Raw genomic sequence first — 26837 nt, 5'->3', positions numbered from 1 at the left:
TTGTTTTTATCTAAGGAGGTTAACTTATGAAATATGCCATTAATGAAAATGAAAACAGTATTTTTAAGATGCTATCTATTATAAAGATTGCAATAATAGTATTTATCAGCATAATTGTATATATTAACATACCCAATTATTGGTCGATTTTGAGGATAAAAAATAATGGCCAATTTAATTTATACACTACAGCATTTTTTTTATGTACTATGATACTAATCTATGTAAGCTGGACAATAACTAATTTAAAAGTAAAATTATCAATAAGTATATTTAACATTTCATGGTTAATTGAAAACATTTTCTTTTTATCAATTATATCTTTACCAATATACTTATTTTCAGCCTATGATAATGAATATAAGTACTTGTTTTTATTATTAATAGTGTTTTCAGTTATTCAATATGGGTTAAACTATGGAGTTATTACTGCGTTTTTTTCTTCTATATTTATTCTAGGAGTGGACTTGCTATATGCTCCGTCAGTTAGTGGTGTTAATATGCATTTTCAAAAAGATTTAGTAATGGTAGGTATTTTTATTTTTGTTGCGTGGGTGCTTGGATATTACGTGGAATTAGAAAATGAAAATAAAATTAAGAAAGACAATGAACTTCAACTATTAAGTACTGAATTAAAGGAAAAAAATACAGAGAGACGTATTATTGAGGAATCATTAATAAAAAATAAAATATGTTATGATATTTTATTTGAAAACTCACAAAATGCTATTATTGTCCATGCTGATGGGAAAATTTTGTATGCAAATGAGAGTGCGGCTAGGTTGTTAGGATATAATAATCCTTTGAAGTTAAATAATAAATCAATTTATGATTATTGCTTTGAAAAAGATATAATATCTGCAAAAAGAAATTATTCCAATATAATTAAAAACAAGCTTTCTAAGGTTATATATGAAGCAACCATACTAAATTGTACGGGGAAATCTATTGCTGTTCGTAACACATCCTCTTTTTTTGTATATGAGGGAAAGGCTTCAGTAATGACTTTTTTACTTGATATAACATCAGAAAAGCAAATAGAAACATTAAAACAGGATGTAGAAAAGAATATAAAATTATTAAATGAGTCTAGAGAATTTAATACTCTTGTAACGGAGTTTTTTACCAATATGTCTCATGAATTTAAGACACCAGTTAATGTTATTTCTGTTGCCATTCAAACAATGGATATGTACCTGGAGAATTTTAATACTGATAATATAGATAAATTTAAATCCTATTTAAAAATAGTTAAGCAAAATTGCTTTAGAATGACTAGACTTATAAATAATCTCATGGATATAACTAAAGTTGATTCTGGATTTATTAAAATTGATAAAAAGAATGGTAATATAGTAAGTGTTGTTGAAGATATTACCCAATCTGTAGCAGCTTATATAAAAAGCAAAGATATAGAACTAATATTTGATACAAATGTTGAAGAAAAAATTATGGCTTTTGACCATGACAAAATAGAACGTGTAATATTAAATCTGCTATCTAATGCCTTTAAATATACAAATTCCAATGGACATATATATGTAAATTTAGAGGATAAAGGAGAAAATGTTGTAATCAAAGTAAGAGATGATGGACATGGTATTCCAAGGAATATGCTTAATGTCATATTTGAACGCTTAGGACAAGCAAATCGTTCACTTTCAAGACAATGTGAAGGAACTGGAATAGGACTATATCTTGTAAAATCCTTTATTGAAATACATGGTGGGAAAATAAGTGTTACTAGTGAGGAAGGTAAAGGTAGTGAATTTACTATAGTACTACCTGCTAATCTGATAAGTGATGAAAAATATGAAAACAAGTCTTTTTATGAAACTAATGTAGAGATGATAAATATAGAATTCTCTGATGTATATTCAGTGTCAACATAAGGAGTAAAGTGCCCGCGATATTATGAATATTACGCATGACCTAGAAGAATAGTTTTCTAGGTTTATTTTTTTGGATGTTATATTGGTATTGTAGGATAGACTTTAAAAATAAAAAAGTTACAATTAATATAGATGGAATTAATATACCAGAGGGGGAATAAAAATGAAAAAGTTTATACTAACAATGCTACTAACTTCAGTATTAGGTATGAGTTTAATTGGCTGTGGTTCTAAAGAAGCTAACACTAATAGTGCCAAGTCTTCTGACAGCAAGGAGTTAACCGTTTACACTGCTCGCAGCGAGAGCTTAAATAACTTGGTAATTAGTAATTTTGAAAAAGATACGGGTATTAAAGTAAATCTTGTTGTAGCTGGAACAGGAGAGCTACAGAAACGTGTAAAGTCAGAAAAGGACAATCCTTTAGGTGACATACTATGGGCTGCTGATGAAACAATGTTATCATCTTCTAAAGAGCTATTCATGGAATATGTTTCTCCGGAAGATGTGAATATGGAAGAAAAGTTTAAAAATAAAAGCGGTTATTTTACACCTTGTTTTGCAGATCCAACGGTATTCATAGTAAATAAAAATTTAATAGGTGATATAAAAGTTGAAGGATTTAAAGATTTATTAAATCCAGCCTTAAAGGGAAAAATTGCCTTTGGAGATCCAACAAGTTCAAGTTCAGCATTTCAATCACTTATGGCTATGCTCTATGATATGGGCAAAGATGGTGATCCTATGTCTAATGAAGCTTGGGAATTTGTAGATAAGTTTTTAGCTAATCTTGATGGGAAAATGGCAAGTAGTTCAGGACAGCTTCATAAGAGTGTTGCGGATGGAGAATATCCAGTAGGATTAACTTGGGAAGATCCAGCAGCTAACTATATTAAAAATGGTGCTCCAGTAGAAGTAGTATTTCCTAAGGAAGGAGCAATTTTTCCAGGAGAATCTGTACAAATAATTAAGGGATGCAAAAATGCCGAAAATGCTAAGAAATTTGTTGACTATCTGCTTTCTGAAAAGATACAAAATGCAGTAGGAACTGAATTAACCGTACGTCCTCTTAGAAAAGGCGCTAAGCTTGCATCATATATGATTCCACTTGATAAAATTAAAATTACACCTAATTATGATGAAAAATGGGTAACAGAAAATAAGGACAAAGTAACAGCTAAGTTCAATGAGCATATTGAAAAAGTAAAATAATAATTATATTTAAGTAATTTTATAAAAGAGTATTTCATCAAAAGAAATGCTCTTTTATAAAATACAAACAAAGCGGGAGAGGCAGGGATAATAGTATGGGTGTTTCTATTAATATAGATAAAGCAGTAAAAAGATATGGAAATGATGTGATTATTAAAGACTTATCATTAAAGATTAATCCAGGAGAGCTTTTTACCTTACTTGGACCTTCTGGATGTGGTAAAACTACTTTACTACGTATGATTATAGGATTTAATTCTATTGATGGAGGAGAAATTAAAGTTGAGGATAAGGTTATAAACAATATTCCTCCTGCGAAAAGAAATATGGGAATGGTGTTTCAAAATTATGCTATTTTCCCCCACATGTCTGTAAAAGATAATGTAGCCTTTGGACTAAAGAATCGTAAAATTTCTAAGGAACAGATAGAAAAGCAAGTTGATGAAATATTAAAGATAGTAAAAATAGATCACTTAAAAGATAGGATGCCAGCAAATCTTTCTGGTGGGCAGCAGCAGCGTGTGGCTTTAGCGAGAGCAATTGTAATTCAACCAGAAGTACTTCTTATGGATGAACCATTGTCAAATCTTGATGCTAAACTGAGAGTGGAGATGAGAAATGCTGTAAAGAAAATACAAAATGAAATAGGTATAACTACAGTATATGTAACACATGACCAGGAAGAAGCGCTTGCTATATCAGATAGAATAGCTGTAATGAATGGTGGAATAATTCAGCAAATAGGTAAGCCAAAAGAAATATACCAAAGACCTGCTAATATCTTTGTATCTACATTCATTGGACTATCAAATGTTTTAGAAGCAGTCATCAAATTTGACGATAATGGCGATAAATGGATTGAATTTAATAAGGACTATCAAGTTAAAATGGACAATGTTTCGGATGATGTTATAAATGAAGAAAAGGTTTTAATTTCTGTTCGTCCTGAGGAGTTTATTATTAATAGAAATGGAAAAGGAATTAAAGCAACCATAAAAAGCAGTGTGTTTCTAGGATTAACTACTCATTATTTTATTGAGTTAGACAATGGACAAGAAGTAGAGGTTATACAAAATTCAGATGTAGAAGATATTATACCAAATGAAACTCCTATTTACTTAACCGTTGATAGTAAAAAAGTAAATGTTTTTAATTATGAAAGTAAATATACTTTAATAAAAGAGGTGATATAGATGAAATCCATAAACAAGAAGGGTCATAACATATGGAACATATTAACCTTAGCGATTTTAGCTATATTTGCTTTATTTATTGTATATCCTTTAGTCCTAGTTTTATATAAAAGTTTTATAGATCCAGAATCAGGAGGACTAACTTTAAATTATTTCACTAAGTTTTTTTCTAAAAAGTTTTATTGGAGTACGTTATTAAATAGTTTTCAGGTTACTATTTGTGCTACATTAATTTCTGTCTTAATAGGATTACCTATGGCCTATATAATGAAGAGAATTAAAATAAAAGGAAGTGGATTGTTAGGCATTTTAATTGTAATATCATATCTTTCTCCACCATTTATAGGTGCATATGCTTGGATTCAGCTATTAGGAAGAAATGGAGTTTTAACTAATATAATTAATTCTATATTTCATGTGAAAATGAATGGTATATATGGATTTCCGGGGATTGTGCTTGTATTTTCTCTGCAATCCTATCCATTAGTTTACATGTATATTACAGGAGCATTAAAGAATCTAGACAATTCATTAAATGAGGCAGCAGAAAGTTTAGGGTGTACAGGAGTAGATCGCGTTGTAAAAATTATTATGCCATTAATAATGCCGACTATGTTCGCTAGCTCTTTATTGGTATTTATGAGAGTATTTGCAGATTTCGGAACACCTATGCTTATAGGGGAGGGATTTAAAACAATTCCAGTGCTTATATATACTCAATTCATGAGTGAAGTAGGTGGCGATGATGGTTTTGCTGCAGCTCTTTGTGTTATTGTAATAATTGTAACTATACTATTATTCTTTCTTCAGAGATTCTTGGCAAACCGAAATACTTATTCAATGTCTGCGTTGAAACCTATGGAAGCTAAAGAAGAAAAAGGACTTAGAAATGTATTAGCTCATACTTTCGTGTATTTTGTAGCATTTCTTTCAATAATCCCACAAATCGTAGTAATATATACATCCTTCTTAAATAATAATGGAGGACAGGTATTTACAAAAGGATTTTCGCTAAAAAGTTATAAAGCTACTTTGCTTGCAAAGGATAATTCTGTTATAAGAAACACTTACTTATTTGGGTTAGTTGCAATAGCTATTATTGTTATAATAGGAGTTCTGATTTCATATTTAACTGTAAGGAAGAAAAATTTCTTTACTCATTTATTAGATACACTAACAATGTTTCCGTATATAATACCGGGATCGGTTCTAGGTATATCATTTTTATTTGGTTTTAATAAAAAACCTTTACTGTTAAGCGGTACCGCTGCCATTATGATTATAGCTTTTGCAATTAGGAGAATGCCTTATACTATACGTTCAAGTACAGCAATAATAGGACAAATTAGTCCTAGCGTAGAGGAAGCAGCTATAAGTCTTGGAGCATCGGAGATAAAGTCTTTTACGAAAATTACAGTACCTATGATGCTGCCAGGAGTGCTTGCAGGGGCGATAATGAGTTGGATAACTGTAATTAGTGAGTTAAGTTCATCTATCATACTATATACTACAAAAACTAAAACACTTACGGTTTCAATATACACAGAAGTTATTCGTGGAAATTATGGTAATGCTTCTGCTTACTCTACTGTATTAACACTTACAGCTGTAGTATCGCTTCTATTATTTTTTAAGATATCTGGTAAACGTGAAATAAGTATATAATACTTTTTATGAAGAGTAAATAATAGGACTTCGAAAACTGGGGCCCTATTATTTTCGCTTAATATGGTATAATTTATATAAAAGGGTTGTTTGTAGGTGGATAAATAATGAATAAATATTCTAGGTTCAAGGATTATATGAGACATTCATTTATACAATATGCAATAATACTAATTTCTTTTGTGTTCATATTGTTTATTACTTCTATGATTATAAATTTCAAATTATCTTCTATTCAAACTAATAAATCAGGGAATAGGAAAGTAAGTGATTTTTTTGAACAGCAATATGATATATATTATGAAAACACAAAAAAGCTATCGCAAAATAAAATTATAAAAGATTTTATAGGTAGTGGAAAAAACAGAAAGGAAGCCTTTACTTTATTATATAATTTTTCAAATGGACAAGATATTAAATCAAATTTTATAATTTTTGATGCAGATAAAAATATTAAGGCAACTAATTTATATGAATCTAATACTTTGATTTCTGCAAATAGTACTGAAATAAGGGATATTATTAATAGGATAAATGAGGAAAAGGATGAAGTGTTAGCTACTATTAATAAAACACAATATGATAATGGACAAAGGTCTGATTACGCATTTGCTAAATGTATTGTAGATAAGGATGGTATTATAGGATATTTAATGCTTCAATTAAGAGATAGCGATATAAATAATTTTGTAATTAACACAGATGCGGATATTATAAGTATTAATGACAGGTTTGATAATGTAATATATTCTAATAATAATAATTTAATAGATTCTGCAGGGAAGTTTAACCCCGATATAAATTCAAATAACATTACTAAGCTTAATGAGAAATCTTATTATACTAACATAAATAATAAACTACCAAATAATATAAGAATAATAACAATGTCTTCTATTGCTGTGCAGCAGCAAATGCTGATTTTTGGAGTAATAATTATTTGTATTATTGGTTTTTTTGTGATTATCTTAGTAAGCTTTTTAGCTAATAAAATGACTAATAAAAATATCAATGCAATTGATACTTTGTTAGAAGCTATAGATAAATGTGCTAGTGAGAATTTAGAATATAGGATAAGCTTAGATACCTTTGAAGAATTCAAAATACTTTATAATAAATTTAATAATATGATAACTAAAGTGCAATATTTAATTGATAAAAATAAAGAAATTTCTGAGAGAAAAAGAATCATGGAAATAAAACATTTAGAAGGGCAATTAAATCCTCACTTTGTATTTAACGTATTAGAAACTTTACGCTATGAAATACTTTTAAATCCTGAGGAAGCTTCAAAGATGTTAGTTTCCTTTGCTAAGTTGATGAGATACAGCATTAATTACGGCAGTTCTGAAGTCGAATTACAAACAGATATTGAGTATGTAAACAATTACTTGATGCTACAAAAGATTCGATATAATAATCGGTTGGAATACTATATTCACGTAGATAAAAAATTGATGCTTTGCAAAATACCTAAATTAATTATACAGCCAATAGTAGAAAACAGTTTAGTTCATGGTATGAAGGATTCTGCTCAACTTATAATAAATGTTAGGGGAGAAATAGTGGAGAATAGAATTGAAATTTCCATTGAAGATAATGGAAAGGGGATACAAAGAAATGATATGGAAAAGTTATTGAATATATTAAATGATGAGTATGCTATGCCGGAACACATAGGATTATATAATGTAAATAGAGCAATTAAATTAATGTATGGGGAGGATTATGGTTTAAATATTTATAGTAAATATGACTCCGGAACAAAGATAATATTAAAAATTCCAATAATAGCAGGTGATAGTGATGTATAAAATTCTGGTTGTTGAAGACGAGGATATAATACGCAAGGGGCTAATTTATATGGTGGATTGGTTGAAGGTAAATTGTGTTATAGTAGGAGAAGCTAGTAATGGGGAAGAGGGTATAGAAAAAATCAAAGAAATAGAGCCGGACATTGTAATTACAGATATAAAAATGCCTTATAAAGATGGAATTGAGATGTTAGAAGAAACTATATTTGAATATGAATACGAAACTATTATAATTTCAGGCTATAGTGAATTTGAATATGCTAAAAAGGCTATAAAATTGAATGTTACGGAATACTTGTTAAAACCTATAGATTTTGAATATCTTTATGAAACTATTGAGAAATTAACTAAAAAGATTTATTCGAAAAATAAGATTAAGGAAGTTATGAATAAGTTTAGTAATGGACAATCCCTAGAGGTATTGGATATGGGGTATTACGACAAACAGACCTTTAAAACAAAATATGTGAGAAAAATGATTAAATTTATTGAAACAAAATATAAATGTAAAATATCTTTAGAAGACTTAAGTAAGGAAATTAATGTTTCTTCTGCTTATCTTAATACTAAATTCAAAGAGGAAACTTCCTATACTTTTAATGATTTTTTAAATCGGTATCGGATACTGCAATCTATTACATTGCTGAAACAAGAGAATTTAAAGATTTATGAGATAGCAGAAGAAGTTGGGTTTAAGGACTATAAATATTTTATTGAAGTATTTAAAAAGTATATAGGTTATTCTCCAAGTAAATTTTTAGATATAAATAATTGCTGATAATACATTTAATATATATAATAATCTTAGATAAACATATAGTTAAGGATGTGATTTACCTATGGAAGTACATGTATTTATAAAAGGTGAAAAGGAACCTGTGGTTTACAGCGGTGAGAGAATAGATGTTTTAGATTTCGAAATGAATGGAATCAAATACAAACAAATACGATATTTTAGAAAAGGCTTTAGTAAAAGCGAACTTGTGGAAGAAAAAATTATAAATAAAATAGTTCAAAAATAAAAATATAATGACAATATAATCTTGGTGTAGTAATTTTTAATTATATACACCTATAATTTTTTAGTGACAAAGGGGACAGGACTTATGATTAAGTATAAGTGGTGCGTATGTGATATGGATGGAACACTTTTGGACTCAAAAGGTATTATATCACAAGAAAATGAGAAAGCCTTAAAGATCTAGAGAGAAAAGGACTAGAAATAATTATTGCTTCAGGAAGAGTTGATCTTTTAGTGAAATCTTATATAAAGCGGTTAAATTTAAGGGGACACATTATAGCTTGCAATGGAGGCTTAATTAAGAATATAGAAACAGGGGAAATACTTTATTCAAAAATAATTGATAAAGATACTTCAAGGAATATAATATTTTATTGTCTAGAAAACAACATAAATTTTCTTATTTATACAAATGATTTAGTGTATTCTAATAAAAACAATCCTAGAGCAGAGCATTATGAAAAGTTAAATAATGATCTTCAGAAGGACTTGTATGTCCCTATAAAGTATATAGATGATATAACAATTAAAAACATTGATAATATTGATGTTTTAAAAGTTTTATTAATTTGTGATGATCAAGAAAAATTTAAGATTTTAGAAAGTAAGTTCTCAAAGTTTGATAATCTTACAGTAGTAAGCTCATTTAATGGACTTTTAGATATTATGGCATCTGATATTTCAAAGGGTAATGCTTTAAAGATTTTGTCAGAAAAACTAGATGTGGATTTAAGCAAAGTGATTGCATTTGGAGATAATAATAATGATTTAGAGATGTTTCAATGTGCAGGGATGCCTATAGCTATGGAGAATGCTATAGATAGTGTTAAATTACATGCAAAATATATAACTAAATCAAATGATGAATCAGGTATTGCTTATGCTATTAATAATTTTATATTAAAAGATTGATAGTAAAAGAAAAAAAGGAATGTAAAAATAATAAAGCCAACGCTTGATATAATCAAGAATTGGCTTACAATCTTTAAAGATAATATCCAAAATACCGGTACTCTAATTTTGACACCTATCTCTCGATAGGTGGGTATCCTCACAGATGCATCAATCGCCTTCAATGCCGTAAAAAGGACTCATAAGAAGGTGCATTTCCTCATCTAAATATTGGATTCCCGAAGTTAAAATGTAGGTTCAAAATAAGAGCCTAACGAATATTTCAGAAAATGTAATCTATCTAAGTTGTGAGATTATAATAACATATTTAAAGTTTATATGCAAGTGTTATGTGTATGATAATTGAAACCTAATATAGCGTATAAAAAAAGCTAATAAGTATAGGAACTAAAGAACTTAATACCACCCCGTTTAAAAAAGATATTATTGTTACCTCAGGGGAAGTAACCTCCGAAATAAGTGGAAGAGTGGTATCCATAGATGTAGCTCCAGCTGGGGCTATGGCAGTATAATGATTTAATTTTGATGCAATAATAGGAATAGATATTACCGCAATTAATTCTCTAAAAATATTTGTAAGGAGGGCGATGGTTCCTACATGTGCACTATCAAGGTTTGTAAGCATTATTCCAGATAAGCTATACCATCCAAAGCCAGAAGCTATAGATAAACCTGATTTTATTGGTAAATCATAAATTATTGATGTGATAATACCTCCAAGGAGGCTCCCAAGAACTATGGAAAAGGGAACCAATAATATTTTAAAACCTGCCTTTTTTAAATCTTTTATAAGCCCTTTGTTTGAACCTACATCAATTCCAACGGATAAAATTGTAAGATTAAGTGCAAAACTGCTGATAGTGCTAATATTATTTGCTATATTTTCTGGAACGAAGTAGTAGCCGCATAAAATTCCGCCTATCACAGCTGCAAGTAAAACAATTGTCACGTCTAGTCACTTCCCTTCATGAATTTGCTAGTCACTATAAAAACCAATATTATACTAAATAAAGATGTTAAAATTGCAAAAGTAAGAGCAGTAGTCCCTATGTTTTTTAAGTTAGCTACAACTGATTTATTAGCACCAACTGAAATTCCCATAGAAAAGAGTAAAAAAACCACAGCAAACTGCTGGACTTTACTATTTATCTTTTTTTGTTTATGAGATAAATTAAAAAAATACCCTATGATAGCTCCTACTACCAAGGATAAAAGAATTTTCCCCATATAAAATTCCTCCCTTTATTAGAATAACAATTACTTTGTTGTATATTTTTTCATATTTTGAAGTTGTCCAATGTCATAATAATAGCATAGATGTGGTTGAAAATCCAATTTTAAGCAAATAAAAACCCTTAAAGTGTTTAAGTTTAAGGGTTTTACTGTTTAATAGTTGCAATAAAGTTTTATGTTTCAAGATCCTCTGGATGATCATAATAAGTATTTTCAGGTATATCTGTGTAGGCAATTCCATCTGGAAGTCCTACCACATAGTGAAAGGTATTTTCACCTGGATTGGATTGAGGGTCATAACTATTTGTGTATGTACCAATAAGTAGCCAGCCTTCTTTTAATCTTTTATTTGTATCACTCATAATGGTCAAATCTTCAACCTTCTTAATATTTGTAAAATCCATAATAAACACCTCTTTATATTTCTTTTCCGCTTAATTACAGCGTTTTTAATACACTTTAATTATTTTGTGAAGATATATAATCAATTATTCCTATAACAAATGAAAGTTATAGAATAATAAGAATTCTGACTACAGACAATATGGTGAGGTGAAAAAAATGATTACAAAATCAGGGAATGATATGAAGGAAATTAATAGGTTTTTAAAAGGAATACATATGGGTGGAAGTACGTTTAAAGATTATCTTACTAAGGCTGAAGACTTAGAACTTAAAAATGAACTAAAAACAATTCTAGAATCTTTCAAAAGACATGAAGAGGCTATAACTAATAGAATAGAAAAAATAGGCGGAGATGCCGCAGATACTCTTGGGTTAATGGGAACTATGGGAGAATTCTTTGAAAAGGTTAAATTAATACCTGTAAATACAGATTTAGAAGTTTGCCAGCATGCCATAAAGGCTATGGAAATGGGTATTTATCAAGGTGGGAAATTTATAGATGAAAATAAGGACTTAGATTTAAGTTTATTAGAAGAAGTAAAGGCTGTTGTAAGTGACTATGATAACCAGTTAAGAAGAGTAAAGAAAGTAATGGCAAAATATGAAAATAATAATACTACCAGACTGCACTAATAAGCTATATTATAACTTAAAATGCCCAATTAGTTTTAATTTGAACTAATGGGGCATTTTAAATTTTATTAAATAAGAATTGTACACCTCAAAAATAACAAGTTTATACGTATATATTAAAAGATAAGTTACAAGAGATTTAGTACAGAAGGTGGAATATAAGTGAGCAATACTGGAGCTTTTGAGGATGCGCAATTGGTAGAAGGAGAAATATTAGAGGAGTATATAAGAGATAAAGAAAGTTTTAACCTTTATGAAATATATAAAATTACATTAAATTTGTGTGATATCATAGAAAAATTTCATAAAGAAGATTTTTTTATTACCCTTAGAGAATTAAATCCGCGTAATATAATTATTATGGAAAATAATAAGATTAAAATAGTTGAAAAAAACAACTATTCACATATGCTGCGCAATAAGAATGACAATTTAAGAAACTATAAATTATGGAAGTTTAGTAAACAAAATGATTTATACAATGTAGGCAAAATTATGTATTTTATGGCCACTGGAAATATGCCGAGGACAGTGTTAGATATTTTTATAGAAGATAATTATCCAGAAGATATAGATAAAAATTTAAAAAACATAATATATAAATGCTTTGAAGGAAATGACAAAGATACATATTTTTCAGTTGAGGATCTTAGTAGAGAAATTTCCATGGAAATATTAAGAGGTACTAAACATAGAAAAATTATTGATTGTAGCAATTTAAATGCTGAAACAGAAATTGCTAGACAAAAAAGAACAATAAAAGTAAGATCTAATAAAACTATGGATTTTCGCAAAGGGTTGGTTTATTTAAAAGATCTTATTGGAAGAACAGGAGCAAAAGATATTTTGACTTTTGTAAGAAGTCATATTTTATAAAAAGATTTAATGGGGCTGTCGCATTAAGAAATTAAACCGCACTATATTGTTTTAGAATTTAAAAATCTAATACAATATAGTGTAATTTTTATTCTTTGTGCGACAGCCCCATTTATATAAAATAGTTTGTAATAAGATTCCTTTAAAGATAATATAATTTAATAGAAATATGGGGGGATTTTATTATGGATAATTTAATAACATTAGACTATCTTTCAACTTTTGGAGGTATGGTGGCTGTAGTTGTACTTATTACTGAATTTACAAAAGATTTAATTGACAAGGTATTTAAAGGGCTGCCTACAAAATATGTAGCTTTTATATACTCATTAATACTTATTATAGGATATCAAATTATGTCGGGTACATTTGATATATCTAAGCTGTTATTAACTTTTATTAATGCTATTTTAATTACCATGACAGCACAAGGTGGTTATGAATGGGTATTCAAACCTATAGAAGAAAAATCACATAAAAGTAAATAAATTAGAAAATGAGAGAAATCATTAAGGACGGAAAAATTAAATATCCGACTTTAATGATTATTTTTTTGTTAGTAATGTATGAGTTGATTAATGATTTAAGTATTATGTTAGTTAGTTTAGTAATAACGATAGAATTTTGAATTTAATATAAAAGTTTGGTAAAATTAAAAATTTTACAAGAAGTAAAAAAATCAAATATATGTCGAAAAGTTTTGTACCAAAAGGTATTGTGTAAAATATACTTAAATGGTATAATTTACACAAGTATGTTCAAATTGCATGAAAATACTTAATCATTAGAAATAAAAATATATACATTAATTTAAGAGGGCAAACTTATCGAAAGATAAGGACGCAAAGCCAAGGGCCTAAATTGAAAAAAATATGGCAGCCGGTTGCATAGTGTTGTTAGTAATCCCTTTTATTTGTGTTTTTCAAATAAAAGGGATTTTTATTTTTGAAAGGAGGCATTAAAGATATTAAAAAAAATATATTAATTTCGAACTAAAAAATAGGAATATATCAAAAGCAAAATAATTAGCATGAGGCGGGGCATCTAAATGAAAAGAATTAGAATTAAGAATATTAAAAATTCGAAAAGTATCAAAACAAAGATGATAGTATGTTTTTCCATATTGATTTTATTTTCCTCTATTTCGCTAGGGGTGATTTCTATAGTTAGAGCCAGCAATTCTCTTACTGTAGAAGCAGAAAAATCACTGCTTTCGCTATCCAAGGAAGGATCAAAAGTAATACAAAGTAGAATTGAAGTTCAAAAAAAGGCTTTGGAGATGATAGCACTAAGATCAGACATTCAAGGTATGGATTGGAAGATTCAGCAGCCTATACTAAAAAGGCAAGTACAAAGAGCAAATTTTCTTGACATTGCTATTGTTGGTCTTGATGGCACTGCTCATTATTCAAATGGAACAACTAGTAAATTAGGTGATAGAGATTACGTGAAAAAAGCTTTAAATGGTCAAGTAAATGTATCTGACTTGTTAGTTAGTCGTGTGACAAATGAGATTGTTCTTATGTATGCTGCTCCCATTGAAAGGGATGGGAAAGTAGTTGGAGCTTTAATAGGTCGTAGAAATGGGGATTCTGTAAGCAAAGTTATAGATGATACTGGATATGGTAAAGAAGGATACGGCTATGTCATTAATAGCAATGGAACAGTAGTTGGTCATCCAGACAGAGAGAAGGTCTTAAATCAATACAATCCAATTAATGAAGCAAAAAATGATGAAAATCAGAAATCAGTAGCAACAATGATTGAAAAGGTACTTAAGGAAAATACGGGAGTTAGTTCCTATTCTTTTAATGGGAATGATATGTACGCTGGGTATGCTCCTATTGAAGGTACTAACTGGATGCTTATTATCACTGCTAATCAAAAGGAAGTTTTGTCTGAGGTTCCAAAACTAATAAGTATTATCGTGTCAGTTATGTTTATTGTTTTGGTAATAAGCATAATTATTACATATTTAATCGGCAGTTCAATTGTAAAACCTATTATTAAAATAGTAAAACAATCAGAAAAGATAGCTAATTTGGATATTACTGAGGATATTTCTCAAAATTATATAAATAAAAAAGATGAAATTGGAACTTTAGCCACTGCATTACAAAATATAATTAATAGCCTTAGAGAAATAATTAAAGAAATAGGGGATTCTTCAGAACAAGTGGCTAGTGCTTCGGAAGAATTGACAGCTGCATCACAACAATCCGCCACTGCTGCAGAAGAGGTTTCCAAAACTGTTGAGGGAATAGCAATGGGTGCTTCAGATCAAGCACGAAATACAGAAACAGGTTCATTAAAGGCTGATTTGTTAGAAAAAACTATTGAAAAAGATCAAAGTAATATGCAAAATTTAAATGCTGCTTCAAATAAGGTAACAGAGGTTGTTGAAGAAGGATTAAGAGAAATAGATAAACTATCTAAAATAACTGAAGAAAGCAATAATGCAGCAAAAGGGATTTTTGAGATCATATTAAAGACAAATGATAGTTCTATTAAAATTGGACAAGCAAGTGATGTAATTGCCTCTATAGCAGAACAAACTAATTTGTTGGCTCTAAATGCAGCTATAGAAGCTGCAAGAGCAGGAGAAGCAGGTAAGGGGTTTGCGGTAGTTGCAGAGGAAATAAGAAAGTTAGCTGAGCAATCTTCAACTTCTACAAAGGATATTGATAAAATGGTTAATGAATTGCAAAGGAATGCTGAAGATGCTGTAAGTACAATGAAAAGGGTATCAGCCATAACTGATGAGCAGACAAATAGTGTAATCAATAGCAAAGATAAATATATGTTAATTGCTCAATCAATGAAAGAAGTAGAAAAAATAATAGAGCAGTTAAATATTTCAGGAGAAGAAATGGAAAAAATAAAAGATGAAATACTAAATACTTTAAAAAATCTTGCTGCTATTGCTGAGGAAAATGCAGCTTCTACAGAGCAAGTAACAGCTTCTATTGAAGAACAAGCTGCTTCGATAGAAGAAATTGCAAGTTCCAGCGAAGGAATGTCAGAGCTAGCACAAAATTTACAATCTATCATCATGAGATTTAAATTGTAAAATATAGTCGCCATAATAAAATTTGTTTTATAGTATTTAAATTAAACTAATGTTGATATATAATATATACTGATTAAAGTACTAAAGGAGAGAAAAATATGGCGCAGCATTCATTGTCAAGAACGGAGCTTTTAGTAGGGAAAGAAGGTCTTGAAAAACTTAAAAATAGTAAAGTTGTAGTATTTGGTGTTGGTGGAGTTGGCAGCTTTACAGTAGAGGCACTTGCAAGAGCTGGAGTTGGAAGTATAGTTATTGTAGATGACGATGCTGTTTGTTTAACTAATATAAATAGACAGATTATTGCCACTCTAAAAACTGTAGGTAAACCTAAGGTTGAGGTTGCTCGTGAAAGAATTTTAGATATAAATAGGGAATGCAATGTAATAGCACACAGAACTTTTGTTACTGAAGAAAATATTGGTGATATTATAACTGAGGATGTTGATTATGTGGTTGATGCTATAGATACAGTTTCCTCAAAAATTGCACTTGTACTTTGGTGCCAGGATCATAATAAGAAGATTATTTGCTCAATGGGAACAGGGAATAAGTTTGACCCAACTCAATTTAAAATTGCTGATATATATAATACAAAAGTTTGTCCTCTTGCTAAGGTTATGAGACATGAACTTAAGAAAAGAGGAGTAAAGAAGCTTAAAGTATTATACTCTGAAGAAATTCCAACAAAGCCAAAAGAAGATGAAGTTGTAACTTGTAAGGGAGGCTGTGTTTGCACAGCAGAAAGCAGTAAAAGATGCTCCATAAAGAGACAAATTCCAGGAAGTATTTCTTTTGTGCCTCCAGTAGCTGGAATGATTATTGGGGGGGAAGTTATTAAGAATTTACTAGGAATTAACAATAACTAGAAAAGATTAAGATATGAATAAAGAGCAGCCTATAGGAACTGCTCTTTATCTATATCTTAATTAATTTTATGATGATTTTTATCAAGATCTTTACTATCAAGATGCTCATCTTTTAAAGATTTCATAAAAGAAAAACACATCATAATTAAAATTACAGCAAAGGGTAAGGCTGTTATAATTGCCATAGTCTGTAGTCCGTCTAAACCACCGCTCATAAGTAGTGTTATAGCAATAGATGATTGTAAGATTCCCCATATAAGTTTTAATTTATTGCTAGGATTAAGATTTCCATTAGAAGATAGCATACCTAAAACAAAGGTAGCAGAATCTGCTGAGGTTATAAAAAAGGTTATAATAAGCAATGTAGCCAATATAGAAACAATAGTACCTAAAGGAAGTTGCTTTAATGTAATAAATAAAGCAGAAGTTACATCTTGTTCTACAATTTTTGCTATTCCTGAATTATTGAACATCTCAAGGTGCAGTGCGGTACCTCCAAAAACAGCAAACCAAATAAAGCTAAATATGCTTGGAACCAATAAAACGCCAAGTACAAATTCCTTTATTGTTCTTCCTTTGGACACTCTTGCAATGAACATTCCAACAAAAGGAGCCCAAGCAATCCACCATGCCCAATAAAATAAAGTCCACTTTCCAATCCATGTGCCTTGAGTAAAAGGAGTAAGTCTTAAACTCATCTGAAGTAAATTTTGAAGATAGCCTCCTAGTGTTGAAGTAAGGGTATCAAATATAAAAGAAGTTGGTCCAAGAAATAAAACAAATAGCATTAATCCTGCAGCCACCGCTATATTCAAGTTACTTAAAATTTTAATTCCCTTATCAAGGCCTGTTGTTGCAGAGATCATATATAAGACGGTAACAACACAAATAATAATAATTTGAACTTTAATACTGTTGGATATTCCGAAAACTTCCTGAAGTCCTCCATTAACTTGAAGAGCTCCAAGCCCTAAAGAAGTTGCAACTCCAAAGGCTGTAGCTATAATTGCTAAGATATCAATAAATTTACCAATTGGTCCGTTAATCTTATCCTTAAGTAAAGGATAAAATGTTGAGCTTATTAAACTATTAAAGCCTTTACGGTAATTAAAATAGGCTAGGCATAATCCAATAATTGTGTAAATTGCCCAAGGATGAAGTCCCCAATGAAAAAAGGAATATCTTAGAGCCATACGAGCAGCTTCTGCAGTTCCTCCTTGTAATTCCATTGGGGGATTAATATAGTGTTGAACAGGCTCTGCTACTCCCCAAAAGACAAGGCCTATTCCCATACCTGCGCTGAAAAGCATAGCGAACCATGAAACATTAGAGTATTCTGGTCGGTCTTCGTCACTTCCTAATCGTATGTTCCCATATTTGCTAAAAATCAAGAATACTGAAAAACATAAGATGGAAAAGGCAGTTAAAAGATAAAACCAACCAAACTTCTCAATAGTAATATTTAATAGATTTGCAGCGGTTGCTGATAAGTTAGTTGGAGACAAAATTCCCCATAATACAAATAATGCAATAATAATTAATGATATGTAAAAAACCATAGTGTTTCCTCCCTAGTGATATTTGAGTAATGTTTCCTGATTGACTATTATAATAATAAGACAAAAAACTTGTCTATATTTTCGAGATTGTTATTTGCAAAAATAATTATAATATCTTTAGATTTTATAATTATTCCCATACGAGCAATAAAAATTCTTAATCTTTATTATAAAATTTGATTTATAACTTAAGTTTACTTAATGTATAATTTTGATAAAATGATATTAAATTAAAGATAAATAGGATTAATTGAAAAATGAACTTGGTGGGAAGTAAAGGAGAATATAAAGTGGAAATTTTAATAATTAATGATATAGAAATTCAGTTGGAAAAAAAGAAAATAAAAAATATATACTTAAGAGTAACAGCTCCGCAAGGAAAAGTACAAGTTTCGGCACCTAAAAATATAGATAATGAAGCTATTAAAAAGTTTGTGATTTCTAAAATATCGTGGATAAAAAAGCATCAAGATAAATATAAATATAAAAATCAGCCTAAACAATGCATTCGGGAATACGTTTCAGGTGAAAGTGTATATCTTTGGGGAAGGAAATACGTTCTTGAGGTGGGTTATTTAAATAAGAATAACGATATAAAGATTAATGGAGATAAGCTTATATTGCAAGTGCGTGAAAATAGCACAGTGGAGCAGCGAGAAAAGGCACTAAATGAATGGTACCGTGAAAATATTAAAAGTGAAATACCTAAGCTTTTGGAGAAGTGGCAGAAAATCATAGGTGTTACAGCTGAAGAATGGGGAGTTAAAAATATGAAAACACGTTGGGGAACTTGCAATGTAAGAGATAAACGTATATGGCTTAATTTACAGCTAGCCAAAAAACCTCCAAAGTGCCTTGAATATGTTGTTGTGCATGAATTAGTTCATTTGCTTGAGAAAAGCCATAATAATATCTTTGTAGGTTATATGGATAAGTTTCTGCCAAGTTGGAGAGCAATTAAAAAAGAATTGAATACATTTATAGAAGATTAAAGTCAATACCTTATGATATTGGCTTTTTTTATATTTTAAAATCAAGAATATGGATAAAGTTTTAATATTGTTGAAGTTATCCTGTGGGAAGTTCTAATAAATTAGATTATCATTATCAATTGATACCGATGTTCAACTAATAGAATAGTAACAAATACTCATATGTAGACATATGATATGAAGTATAAGATGAAAATAATACTATCAATTGATAAATATATAAAGGAGTCTAATTATGGACAGTAATATAAAGAGAGTTAGAAATGTACTTCTTATTATATTATTTGCAAATATCTTTGTTGCTTTGATCAAAATTATGATTGGATCTGCTGCGAAAAGTACAGGTTTAACTGCTGATGGATTTCATTCCCTTTCCGATGGAGCCTCTAATATTGTTGGGCTAATAGGCATTTGGTTTGCTTCAAAACCTGTGGATGAAGACCATCCTTATGGGCATAAGAAATTTGAAACCCTTGCAGGTCTTTTTATTGGGGGTATGCTCACTATAGTTGGTGTAAAGATATTCATTAAAGCATTTGAGAAGTTTAACAATCCGGTTGCACCTAACGTTAGTTTGGAAAGCATAATTGCTTTATGTATAACCCTTTTGATTAATGTGCTTGTAAGTAAGATTGAATATAAAGAAGGCAAAAAACTTAGAAGTCAGATTCTTATATCTGATTCACTGCATACAAAATCGGATATCTATGTTTCTATAGGTGTGATAATAACCCTTATAAGTATTAAAATTGGATTATCTCCGATAATCGACCCTATAGCATCACTATTTGTAGGTGGTTTTATATTCCATGCTGCTTATGAAATATTTTCTGATACCAGTGGAGTGCTAGTGGATAAAGCGGTTATAGATGCAGAAAAGATAAAGAATATAGCCCTTGAATTTGAAGAGGTTAAGGATGCACATAATGTGAGAAGTAGGGGTACAGAGGATGAAATGTATATAGATTTTCACATAATGGTAGATGCCTATATGAGTGTTGAGGATTCACATACTCTTGCTATTAATATTGAAAATAGAGTAAAAGAAGAGCTGGGTGAAAAGTCTCAAGTTATACTTCATTTAGAGCCTTACTATGAAGGGAAACAACGTTTATAGATGTTAGTATAAACTAAAATGAAAATGAATAAATTGTTAAAAATTAGATGTTTTTGTAAAAATTATAGGTTAATGTCGGTTTTTTGTTGCATATTATATTAGTTAATTGTAAAATAATAATAAAATATTTTGAAAATTCAGGAGGATTGTATATGCAACAAGAAATGTTTTGTTATCAATGCGAGCAAACCGCTGGAGGTAAAGGATGTACTAAAATAGGGGTTTGTGGAAAGACACCAGAAATTGCTGCAATGCAGGATTTGTTAATTTATCAACTAAAAGGAATTAGCTCATATGTTGTTAAATTAATAGAAAAAGGGGAAAAGCTAGATAAGTCATTGATTTCATTTGTTGAAGATTCATTATTTATGACATTAACTAATGTAAATTTTGATCCTGAAGCTCATTTGGACATGCTTAAAAAATCTCAAAAGATTAAAGAAGAAATTAGGAGAAAAGTTGGACAAGAAGATATAAATAGTGATGAAGCATTGTACGATCTAAGTAATTCTAAAGAAGAAATTCTTGAGGATGCTAAAAAAGCAGGAGTTATGTATGATAAAAACTTAGATGAAGATATTCGTTCCGTTAGAGAAACTATAAAGTATGGTTTGAAAGGAATTGCAGCTTATGCTCATCAAGCAAGATTTATAAAATATAATAATGATGAAGTGGATGAATTTTACTTTAAAGCTCTAAAAGCTTTAATTGATGATAGTTTAACACTTCAGGATCTTATAGGATACTTGATAAAAACTGGAGAGATGAGTGTTAAGATTATGGAGGTATTAGATAAAGCTAATAACGAAAAATATAGCTCTCCTTCTCCTAGAAAAGTAAATGTAAATATAAAGAAGGGACCATTTATTGTGGTTTCTGGACATGATTTAAGGGACTTAGAAATGTTACTAGAGCAAGCGGATGGTAAGGGTATAAATATTTATACTCATGGTGAAATGCTGCCATCTCATGGATATCCTGAATTAAACAAGTATCCTCATTTAGTAGGTAATTTTGGAGGCGCTTGGCAAAATCAGCAAAAGGAATTTGATGATATACCAGGTTGTATCTTGATGACAACAAATTGCTTAATGAAACCAAGAGATTCTTATAAAGATAGAATTTTTTCAACAAGCGTTGTTGGATGGGATGGTATTAAGCACATACCTAAAGATGAAAATGGATATAAGGATTTTTCTGAGGTGATAAACAAGGCATTGGAATTAGGTGGATTTAAGGAAGATGAAGAAGTTAAAGAAATTTTAGTAGGTTTTGGACATAAGGCAACTTTGGGTCATGCTGAAACAATTATAAATGCAGTTAAGGATGGAAAAGTTAAACATTTCTTCTTGATAGGTGGATGCGATGGTGCAAAGCCTGGGAGAAACTATTATACAGAGTTTGCGGAAAAAGTACCTAAGGATTGTATTATACTTACTTTAGCTTGTGGTAAGTATCGTTTCAATAAATTAGAGTTTGGAGAAGTGGCAGGGCTTCCAAGATTACTTGATGTAGGTCAGTGTAATGATGCTTATTCAGCGGTTAGAATAGCTTTAGCGTTAGCGGATGCATTTAACTGTGGAGTTAATGATTTACCATTGTCAATAGTTTTATCTTGGTATGAGCAAAAGGCTGTAGCTGATTTATTAGCATTACTTTCATTAGGCGTAAAAGGAATGTATATTGGACCGAGCTTACCAGCTTTCTTAAGTCCTAATGTATTACAATTCCTAGTTGATAATTTTGATATTAAGCCAATTAGCGCACCAGAAGATGATTTGAAAGAGCTATTAGGATAAGACGAATAAGGAAAGGCATCTGTTTTTGAAGTGCACCCCGAATGTTAGAGAAAATCTAGCACTTGGAGGTGCATTTTTATATGAGTGGATAAAAATTATTAATGGGTTATTATAATAAAATATTATATTTAAACTTATAATTTAGCAAAATATAATATAAGGAAAATATTATGTTTTGGAAGTGATTATTATAAAAAATCATGTTAAGACATTAATCGTAAAGCTTGTACTTTTTATTGAGTTAATTATATATTGTGCATTTATCTATATTGATTACACTAATAATCTTAAAACAATGTACTCAGCGGTGTTGAAGTATTTTGGAATACTATTATGTTTGTTTTTATCTATTCTAATAGGAAACAACGGACATGATAAAATTGATACTATATTTTTAAGATTGGCAATTTTTCTTACTGCTTTAGCCGATTTGTGTATGATAATTTTAGGCTTAAATGAATTAGGTATAATGATTTTTTGCTTAGTACAAATTACTTACATAATACGTCATAGGAGGGCTATAGAGCGGAGATATAATTTAAACTTTTTAGTAGTTACTATTATAGTTATTATCTTAATAGTTATACCTTCTGGGAATAATTTACTTATAGAAGACCTAGGATATGAAGGTATAAAAAAGGTCACTCTGATTATAGGATTTATTTATGCAGTTATTTTACTTTATAGCGTTTATATAGGATGGAAAACCCTTAAGGGAGCTTTTTATCCAATGTATAGTAGGTACTTAGTTGCAATAGGTATGATTTTGTTTTTGCTTTGTGATATAAACGTGGCGTTATCAGTTATATTAAAAGACTTATCTATATTGATATGGATATTTTATCTCCCATCACAGATTTTACTGGTCCTAAGTGGATATAATAGAAAAACTTTAAAATAAGAAGCTTCCTAATTTGGAGGCTTTTTTCATATATATTAACGTAATAAAAGACAAATAAATTTCATATATTACTATAACCCACAAAGGAAGAGAGTTAAGCTGTTTAATACTCAACTTGAGATGTATAAGGTCTTTCATTAACAATATGAAAGAAGCTTTATAAATAATGTTTGGGGGTGCTAACTGTGTATGATTTTGTTCTAAAAGACGGCCTAGTAGTGGACGGTACAAGGAAGATTCCCTATAAGGCCACTGTGTGCATTAAAGGCGATAGAATTGTAGAAATCACTAAAAATGAAAATGTTACGGGTAGTAAAATAATTAACTGTGAGGGAAAAGTTATTTCACCGGGATTTATTGACCTTCACACCCACTCAGATGCATGTCCTCTCAATTCAAAAGAAGCAGAAAGCATGTTATATCAAGGAGTTACATTAGAAATTACAGGAAACTGCGGCATTTCTTTAGTTCCATCAAATGAATCCAAAAGAAAAGAAATTAGAGAGTTTTTTTCTAGAACAATTGAAATAATTCCTGAAGATACATCTTTAAAAATGGATAGTATGAAAGACTATGTTGAAATTGCAAGTAAGAAGCAATTGACAATTAATAGTGGTACCTTAATTGGCCATGGCACACTTAGAGCTTGCGTGGTAGGTTTTGATGATAGAGAAGCTACTGCTGAAGAACTCTATAAGATGAAGAATATCCTTGATATGGAATTAAAAAATGGAGCATATGGTATGTCTTTGGGGCTAATTTATCCACCAAGCAGTTATGGAAAATTAGATGAGTTCATAGAACTTGCTAAGGTAATAAAGGAAAATCAAGGTATACTTACTGTACATTTACGCAATGAAAGCAATTTAGTATTTGAAGCTGTTGATGAAATGATTAAAGTAGCTGAAAGTACAGGTGTTCATTTGCACATTTCACATTTAAAGCTCATTGGTAAACCGCAATGGGGAAATTCAGAAAAACTTCTCAATAATATTAAAGCAGCACGTCAAAGAGGATGTACTATTACTTGTGATCAATATCCCTATGAAGCAACGTCTACAGGACTTTCAGCACTTGTACCTGGTTGGGCTCAGGATGGTGGCAATTCAAGGATGTTAGAAAGACTTAAAGCAAAGGACTCTAGGCTGCTTTTAGATATTAAAGCCGAAATGGAACGACGTGGGGGAGCAAGTAAGGTAGGAATTTCTTCTACACATGGACATATTCCCGAATTTGACGGAAAAAACATTGAAGAAATTGCAAGAGTTCTTAACTTACCACCAGAGGAGGCAGTAATTGAAGTTTTAATTAAGTGCAGCGGTGAGACATCAGCTATATATTATTCACTAAGTTTAGAGGATGTGCTTAATATTATGAAGGAAATGGATATAGCTGTAGGAAGTGACGGGTATAACTTTAGTTATGATTTAAGCTATAATCCACATCCTAGATGTTTTGGAACATTTCCGAGATTTTTGCAGATGATCCGTGAAAATAATTTAATGTCATTAGAGGATGCTGTATATAAAATTACAGGGCTTCCCGCCAGTATTATTAAATTACAGGATCGAGGAACGCTAAAAGTTAATAATATTGCTGATATAACTGTATTTGATTTTAATGAAATAAAAGATATGTCTACATTCATACATTCTCCTGTAAAGCCTGTAGGAATTAACCATGTTTTTATAGCTGGTACTCCTGAACTTCTTAACGGCGTAAGAACTGAAAATAAAAAAGGCAGAATTTTATTAAAAGATAATTAAAATTTCGAAGGGGGAAGGAAAATGGAATTAGGAAAATATGCATTGATTTCAGCTCCGTCGCTAATAGCGCTATTACCGTTACTAGCCTATTTGATAATGGTTTTTAGAAATAAATCCAATTTATCGGGTTTGATTATTGGTGTAATTGTAGCTGCAATTTTAACTGGACAGGGAGTTAAAAGTCTAGCCGGAATATTTGTCACTTCATTAGGTTCATTTTTGGCAATAATAGGAATTATAATTATGTGTGGAAGTGGGCTTGGCTACTTGATGAATAAAACAAAGGTAAGTCAAACACTTGTATACTGGATTGTAAAGGGAATTGGAGTCAATACTGAAAAAAAGGGTATGGCAGCAGTTATAATTAGTTCCATTGTTATATGTGGATTACTTGGAACATTAGCTGGCGGCAATGCAATTATTGCTCCTGTTATTATTCCTGTTGTAGCTGCAGTTGGACTTACTCCAAGTACTGTATGTGCTTTGTTTAAAGTTGCTGGAGAAGTTGGATTAATTATGGGACCGCTAACTGGGGTTACTATTGCCACTATGGGTATTACAGGGCTTTCTTACGGTAAATTAATGCTTTGGGCTGTTATCCCATTTAGTATCGTATGGATTGGTGCTACAGTTTTTGCAGCAAATAAAATTCAAAAGAAGCTAAAAGGCGTTGAAGTATATGAGATAACTGAAGACATGATTGATATTAATAAAATGGTTGTAAGTATAGAGCAAAAACGAACAACAATATTATTTTTAATAGTATTTGCTATTTTAGTTGGGTATGGGGTCGTTACAAAACAGGGCACAAATTATGCCATTATTGTAATGTTAATTTTATCTGCAATTCTTACCATTAGCAGCAGAATTGAAATTGATTCAGCAATTGATACATTTGTTGAAGGTGCATCAAAGATGACAAACATGTTCTTTGTGTTTATTTTCTTTGAAGTAATGTTTAGCATGATAAATATTGGCGGTGGATTTGATGCTTTAGGTAAGCTTCTAACAGGATTAGTTGCTGGTGGAGGAAAGGCAGGCGTTTTAATTATTGCTTCTTTAGTTGGAGGATTTGGTATTGAAGCAGCTGCAGTTGCTGAAATTACAATAGTACACAAAATGTTTATAGATCTAGTTAATTCAGTTGGCTTGCCAATGCAAATATGGGCCACAGCAATACTAGCAGCTACAAGAATTACAGGTTCTTTATATCCAACTGCAAATCTTGCAGGGCAGTTAGGTATAGCACGCTGCAGCAATACCAAAACGGTTTTAAAGGCAACCTGGGTTGGAGCGGCTGCACTTTGGATTTGGGTTATGGTTTGGGCGTTCATTGGACCAATGCTTGCTTAAGAGCACTAGCTATATAGCAAGTGCAAGATGAAGGATATTAAATATAAAATAAAAAAGCCAGTTTAGTGAAACAGACAGATAAACTGGCTTTTAATACTTATAAATGAGTTTAATAGAGAAGAGTAACTTCAGGTGCTTTATAGGGTTTGATTAATAGTAACTTCAACTCGGCTAATTATAAACTTTATCTAGTGTATCAGTATATGAAAATTTAAGCATATGGCCGGATAATGCTAAATAATATGTTTATTTTTGTTTAATGGCACTTAGTAAAGGTAGACCAGGAATAATCTCATGGTAAGATAGTCTTCGTCGCTGAGATAGGCGGCAAACAAGAAACAGCAAAAACATTTAAACTTTCAATAGTATTTTGAAAACAAATTACTAGTTGACAAGCTTGAATGAAAATGATAAGATATGAAAGTCGCTTAGGGCGACAGGGTCTTTGAAAATTGAACAGAGAATAGAAACCAGTCAATTACTTAACAGTTAAATGTTAAGAAACGCGATGAGCGAAACAGATTAAACTTTTAAATTGAGAGTTTGATCCTGGCTCAGGA

The 26837-nt window shown here is 30.4% G+C and carries 22 protein-coding genes, 1 other RNA gene, 1 pseudogene and 1 riboswitch; of the genes and pseudogenes, 19 read left to right on the top strand and 5 right to left on the bottom strand.

What is annotated here, in order from left to right; translation table 11 throughout:
* Positions 1-26 precede the first annotated feature (26 nt).
* The 8 genes and pseudogenes from BSD9I1_RS05520 to BSD9I1_RS05485 all read left to right on the top strand — a co-directional run bounded on the left by BSD9I1_RS05520 (position 27) and on the right by BSD9I1_RS05485 (position 9707).
* Complete coding sequence (locus BSD9I1_RS05520; RefSeq protein WP_186429488.1) at positions 27-1892, top strand: ATP-binding protein; 1866 nt, start codon at positions 27-29, stop codon at positions 1890-1892.
* Between the two features lie 163 nt (positions 1893-2055).
* A complete protein-coding gene (locus tag BSD9I1_RS05515) occupies positions 2056-3102 on the top strand; it encodes an extracellular solute-binding protein (RefSeq protein WP_186429487.1) in 1047 nt (348 codons plus the stop codon).
* 95 nt (positions 3103-3197) lie between these two features.
* A complete protein-coding gene (locus BSD9I1_RS05510; protein ID WP_186429486.1) occupies positions 3198-4295 on the top strand; it encodes an ABC transporter ATP-binding protein in 1098 nt (365 codons plus the stop codon).
* Positions 4296-5960, top strand: coding sequence for an iron ABC transporter permease (locus BSD9I1_RS05505; RefSeq protein WP_035305864.1), 1665 nt, complete (start codon positions 4296-4298; stop codon positions 5958-5960).
* 107 nt (positions 5961-6067) lie between these two features.
* Positions 6068-7774: a sensor histidine kinase gene (locus BSD9I1_RS05500; RefSeq protein WP_186429485.1), complete on the top strand. Its 1707-nt coding sequence runs from the start codon at positions 6068-6070 to the stop codon at positions 7772-7774.
* Positions 7767-8552, top strand: coding sequence for a response regulator (locus BSD9I1_RS05495; RefSeq protein WP_186429484.1), 786 nt, complete (start codon positions 7767-7769; stop codon positions 8550-8552). The genes BSD9I1_RS05500 and BSD9I1_RS05495 overlap by 8 nt, the downstream gene beginning before the upstream one ends.
* Before the next feature lie 61 nt (positions 8553-8613).
* On the top strand, positions 8614-8796 hold the full coding sequence (locus BSD9I1_RS05490; RefSeq protein WP_186429483.1) for a hypothetical protein: 183 nt from the start codon (positions 8614-8616) through the stop codon (positions 8794-8796).
* 84 nt (positions 8797-8880) lie between these two features.
* Positions 8881-9707 (top strand): annotated as a pseudogene (locus BSD9I1_RS05485) (Cof-type HAD-IIB family hydrolase).
* A gap of 79 nt (positions 9708-9786) precedes the next feature.
* Here BSD9I1_RS05485 and ssrS read toward each other — a convergent pair.
* From ssrS to BSD9I1_RS05465, 4 genes are all read right to left on the bottom strand, one after another.
* Positions 9787-9979, bottom strand: a non-coding RNA gene (gene ssrS, locus BSD9I1_RS05480) — 6S RNA.
* A gap of 77 nt (positions 9980-10056) precedes the next feature.
* Entirely contained in the window at positions 10057-10656 is a 600-nt protein-coding gene (locus BSD9I1_RS05475; RefSeq protein ID WP_186429482.1) for a lysine exporter LysO family protein, read from the bottom strand.
* Positions 10657-10658: 2 nt separating this feature from the next.
* Entirely contained in the window at positions 10659-10934 is a 276-nt protein-coding gene (locus BSD9I1_RS05470) for a LysO family transporter (protein ID WP_186429481.1), read from the bottom strand.
* A 179-nt stretch (positions 10935-11113) separates the two neighbouring features.
* Entirely contained in the window at positions 11114-11344 is a 231-nt protein-coding gene (locus BSD9I1_RS05465; RefSeq protein WP_186429480.1) for a hypothetical protein, read from the bottom strand.
* Positions 11345-11501: 157 nt separating this feature from the next.
* Between BSD9I1_RS05465 and BSD9I1_RS05460 the strand changes: the two genes are divergently transcribed.
* The 5 genes from BSD9I1_RS05460 (at position 11502) to BSD9I1_RS05440 (ending at position 16790) form a co-directional block, all read left to right on the top strand.
* Positions 11502-11978, top strand: coding sequence for a DUF2383 domain-containing protein (locus BSD9I1_RS05460; protein ID WP_186429479.1), 477 nt, complete (start codon positions 11502-11504; stop codon positions 11976-11978).
* 162 nt (positions 11979-12140) lie between these two features.
* Complete coding sequence (locus BSD9I1_RS05455; RefSeq protein ID WP_186429478.1) at positions 12141-12854, top strand: hypothetical protein; 714 nt, start codon at positions 12141-12143, stop codon at positions 12852-12854.
* A gap of 185 nt (positions 12855-13039) precedes the next feature.
* Complete coding sequence (locus tag BSD9I1_RS05450) at positions 13040-13342, top strand: hypothetical protein (protein WP_035305891.1); 303 nt, start codon at positions 13040-13042, stop codon at positions 13340-13342.
* Positions 13343-13661: 319 nt separating this feature from the next.
* Positions 13662-13745, top strand: a riboswitch (cyclic di-GMP riboswitch).
* A gap of 157 nt (positions 13746-13902) precedes the next feature.
* Positions 13903-15924, top strand: a complete 2022-nt coding sequence (locus BSD9I1_RS05445; protein WP_186429477.1) for a methyl-accepting chemotaxis protein — start codon at positions 13903-13905, stop codon at positions 15922-15924.
* A gap of 98 nt (positions 15925-16022) precedes the next feature.
* Complete coding sequence (locus tag BSD9I1_RS05440) at positions 16023-16790, top strand: ThiF family adenylyltransferase (RefSeq protein ID WP_186429476.1); 768 nt, start codon at positions 16023-16025, stop codon at positions 16788-16790.
* 56 nt (positions 16791-16846) lie between these two features.
* On the opposite strand, the gene BSD9I1_RS05435 is transcribed toward BSD9I1_RS05440, so the two are convergent.
* Positions 16847-18349, bottom strand: coding sequence for a BCCT family transporter (locus BSD9I1_RS05435; RefSeq protein ID WP_186429475.1), 1503 nt, complete (start codon positions 18347-18349; stop codon positions 16847-16849).
* A gap of 290 nt (positions 18350-18639) precedes the next feature.
* Here BSD9I1_RS05435 and BSD9I1_RS05430 point away from each other — a divergent pair, with 290 nt between their 5' ends.
* The 6 genes from BSD9I1_RS05430 to BSD9I1_RS05405 all read left to right on the top strand — a co-directional run bounded on the left by BSD9I1_RS05430 (position 18640) and on the right by BSD9I1_RS05405 (position 26277).
* The gene (locus tag BSD9I1_RS05430; RefSeq protein WP_186429474.1) at positions 18640-19341 is read left to right on the top strand and encodes a M48 family metallopeptidase; all 702 of its coding nucleotides are present in this window, start codon (positions 18640-18642) and stop codon (positions 19339-19341) included.
* Between the two features lie 235 nt (positions 19342-19576).
* On the top strand, positions 19577-20458 hold the full coding sequence (locus BSD9I1_RS05425) for a cation diffusion facilitator family transporter (protein WP_186429473.1): 882 nt from the start codon (positions 19577-19579) through the stop codon (positions 20456-20458).
* A 152-nt stretch (positions 20459-20610) separates the two neighbouring features.
* Positions 20611-22257, top strand: coding sequence for a hydroxylamine reductase (gene hcp, locus BSD9I1_RS05420; protein ID WP_186429472.1), 1647 nt, complete (start codon positions 20611-20613; stop codon positions 22255-22257).
* A gap of 175 nt (positions 22258-22432) precedes the next feature.
* A complete protein-coding gene (locus tag BSD9I1_RS05415) occupies positions 22433-23158 on the top strand; it encodes a lysoplasmalogenase family protein (protein WP_186429471.1) in 726 nt (241 codons plus the stop codon).
* A gap of 185 nt (positions 23159-23343) precedes the next feature.
* Positions 23344-24924, top strand: a complete 1581-nt coding sequence (locus BSD9I1_RS05410; RefSeq protein ID WP_186429470.1) for an amidohydrolase family protein — start codon at positions 23344-23346, stop codon at positions 24922-24924.
* Positions 24925-24945: 21 nt separating this feature from the next.
* On the top strand, positions 24946-26277 hold the full coding sequence (locus tag BSD9I1_RS05405; RefSeq protein WP_186429469.1) for a TRAP transporter large permease subunit: 1332 nt from the start codon (positions 24946-24948) through the stop codon (positions 26275-26277).
* Positions 26278-26837 lie beyond the last annotated feature (560 nt).

It is taken from the genome of Clostridium sp. BSD9I1 (assembly GCF_900185645.1).
Classification (GTDB): Bacteria; Bacillota; Clostridia; order Clostridiales; family Clostridiaceae; genus Clostridium_AK.
Note: the sequence above shows the minus strand (reverse complement) of the source record. Positions and strands in the feature narration are given on the sequence as shown.

What these genes read in the sequence shown, in the direction of transcription:
- BSD9I1_RS05440 (WP_186429476.1), top strand. Translation starts at nt 16,023, where the DNA reads ATGGCGCAGCATTCATTGTCAAGAACGGAGCTTTTAGTAGGGAAAGAA.
- BSD9I1_RS05470 (WP_186429481.1), bottom strand. Translation starts at nt 10,934, where the DNA reads ATGGGGAAAATTCTTTTATCCTTGGTAGTAGGAGCTATCATAGGGTAT.
- BSD9I1_RS05500 (WP_186429485.1), top strand. Translation starts at nt 6,068, where the DNA reads ATGAATAAATATTCTAGGTTCAAGGATTATATGAGACATTCATTTATA.
- hcp (WP_186429472.1), top strand. Translation starts at nt 20,611, where the DNA reads ATGCAACAAGAAATGTTTTGTTATCAATGCGAGCAAACCGCTGGAGGT.
- BSD9I1_RS05520 (WP_186429488.1), top strand. Translation starts at nt 27, where the DNA reads ATGAAATATGCCATTAATGAAAATGAAAACAGTATTTTTAAGATGCTA.
- BSD9I1_RS05460 (WP_186429479.1), top strand. Translation starts at nt 11,502, where the DNA reads ATGATTACAAAATCAGGGAATGATATGAAGGAAATTAATAGGTTTTTA.
- BSD9I1_RS05450 (WP_035305891.1), top strand. Translation starts at nt 13,040, where the DNA reads ATGGATAATTTAATAACATTAGACTATCTTTCAACTTTTGGAGGTATG.
- BSD9I1_RS05425 (WP_186429473.1), top strand. Translation starts at nt 19,577, where the DNA reads ATGGACAGTAATATAAAGAGAGTTAGAAATGTACTTCTTATTATATTA.
- BSD9I1_RS05435 (WP_186429475.1), bottom strand. Translation starts at nt 18,349, where the DNA reads ATGGTTTTTTACATATCATTAATTATTATTGCATTATTTGTATTATGG.
- BSD9I1_RS05405 (WP_186429469.1), top strand. Translation starts at nt 24,946, where the DNA reads ATGGAATTAGGAAAATATGCATTGATTTCAGCTCCGTCGCTAATAGCG.
- BSD9I1_RS05465 (WP_186429480.1), bottom strand. Translation starts at nt 11,344, where the DNA reads ATGGATTTTACAAATATTAAGAAGGTTGAAGATTTGACCATTATGAGT.
- BSD9I1_RS05495 (WP_186429484.1), top strand. Translation starts at nt 7,767, where the DNA reads ATGTATAAAATTCTGGTTGTTGAAGACGAGGATATAATACGCAAGGGG.
- BSD9I1_RS05510 (WP_186429486.1), top strand. Translation starts at nt 3,198, where the DNA reads ATGGGTGTTTCTATTAATATAGATAAAGCAGTAAAAAGATATGGAAAT.
- BSD9I1_RS05490 (WP_186429483.1), top strand. Translation starts at nt 8,614, where the DNA reads ATGGAAGTACATGTATTTATAAAAGGTGAAAAGGAACCTGTGGTTTAC.
- BSD9I1_RS05445 (WP_186429477.1), top strand. Translation starts at nt 13,903, where the DNA reads ATGAAAAGAATTAGAATTAAGAATATTAAAAATTCGAAAAGTATCAAA.
- BSD9I1_RS05515 (WP_186429487.1), top strand. Translation starts at nt 2,056, where the DNA reads ATGAAAAAGTTTATACTAACAATGCTACTAACTTCAGTATTAGGTATG.
- BSD9I1_RS05505 (WP_035305864.1), top strand. Translation starts at nt 4,296, where the DNA reads ATGAAATCCATAAACAAGAAGGGTCATAACATATGGAACATATTAACC.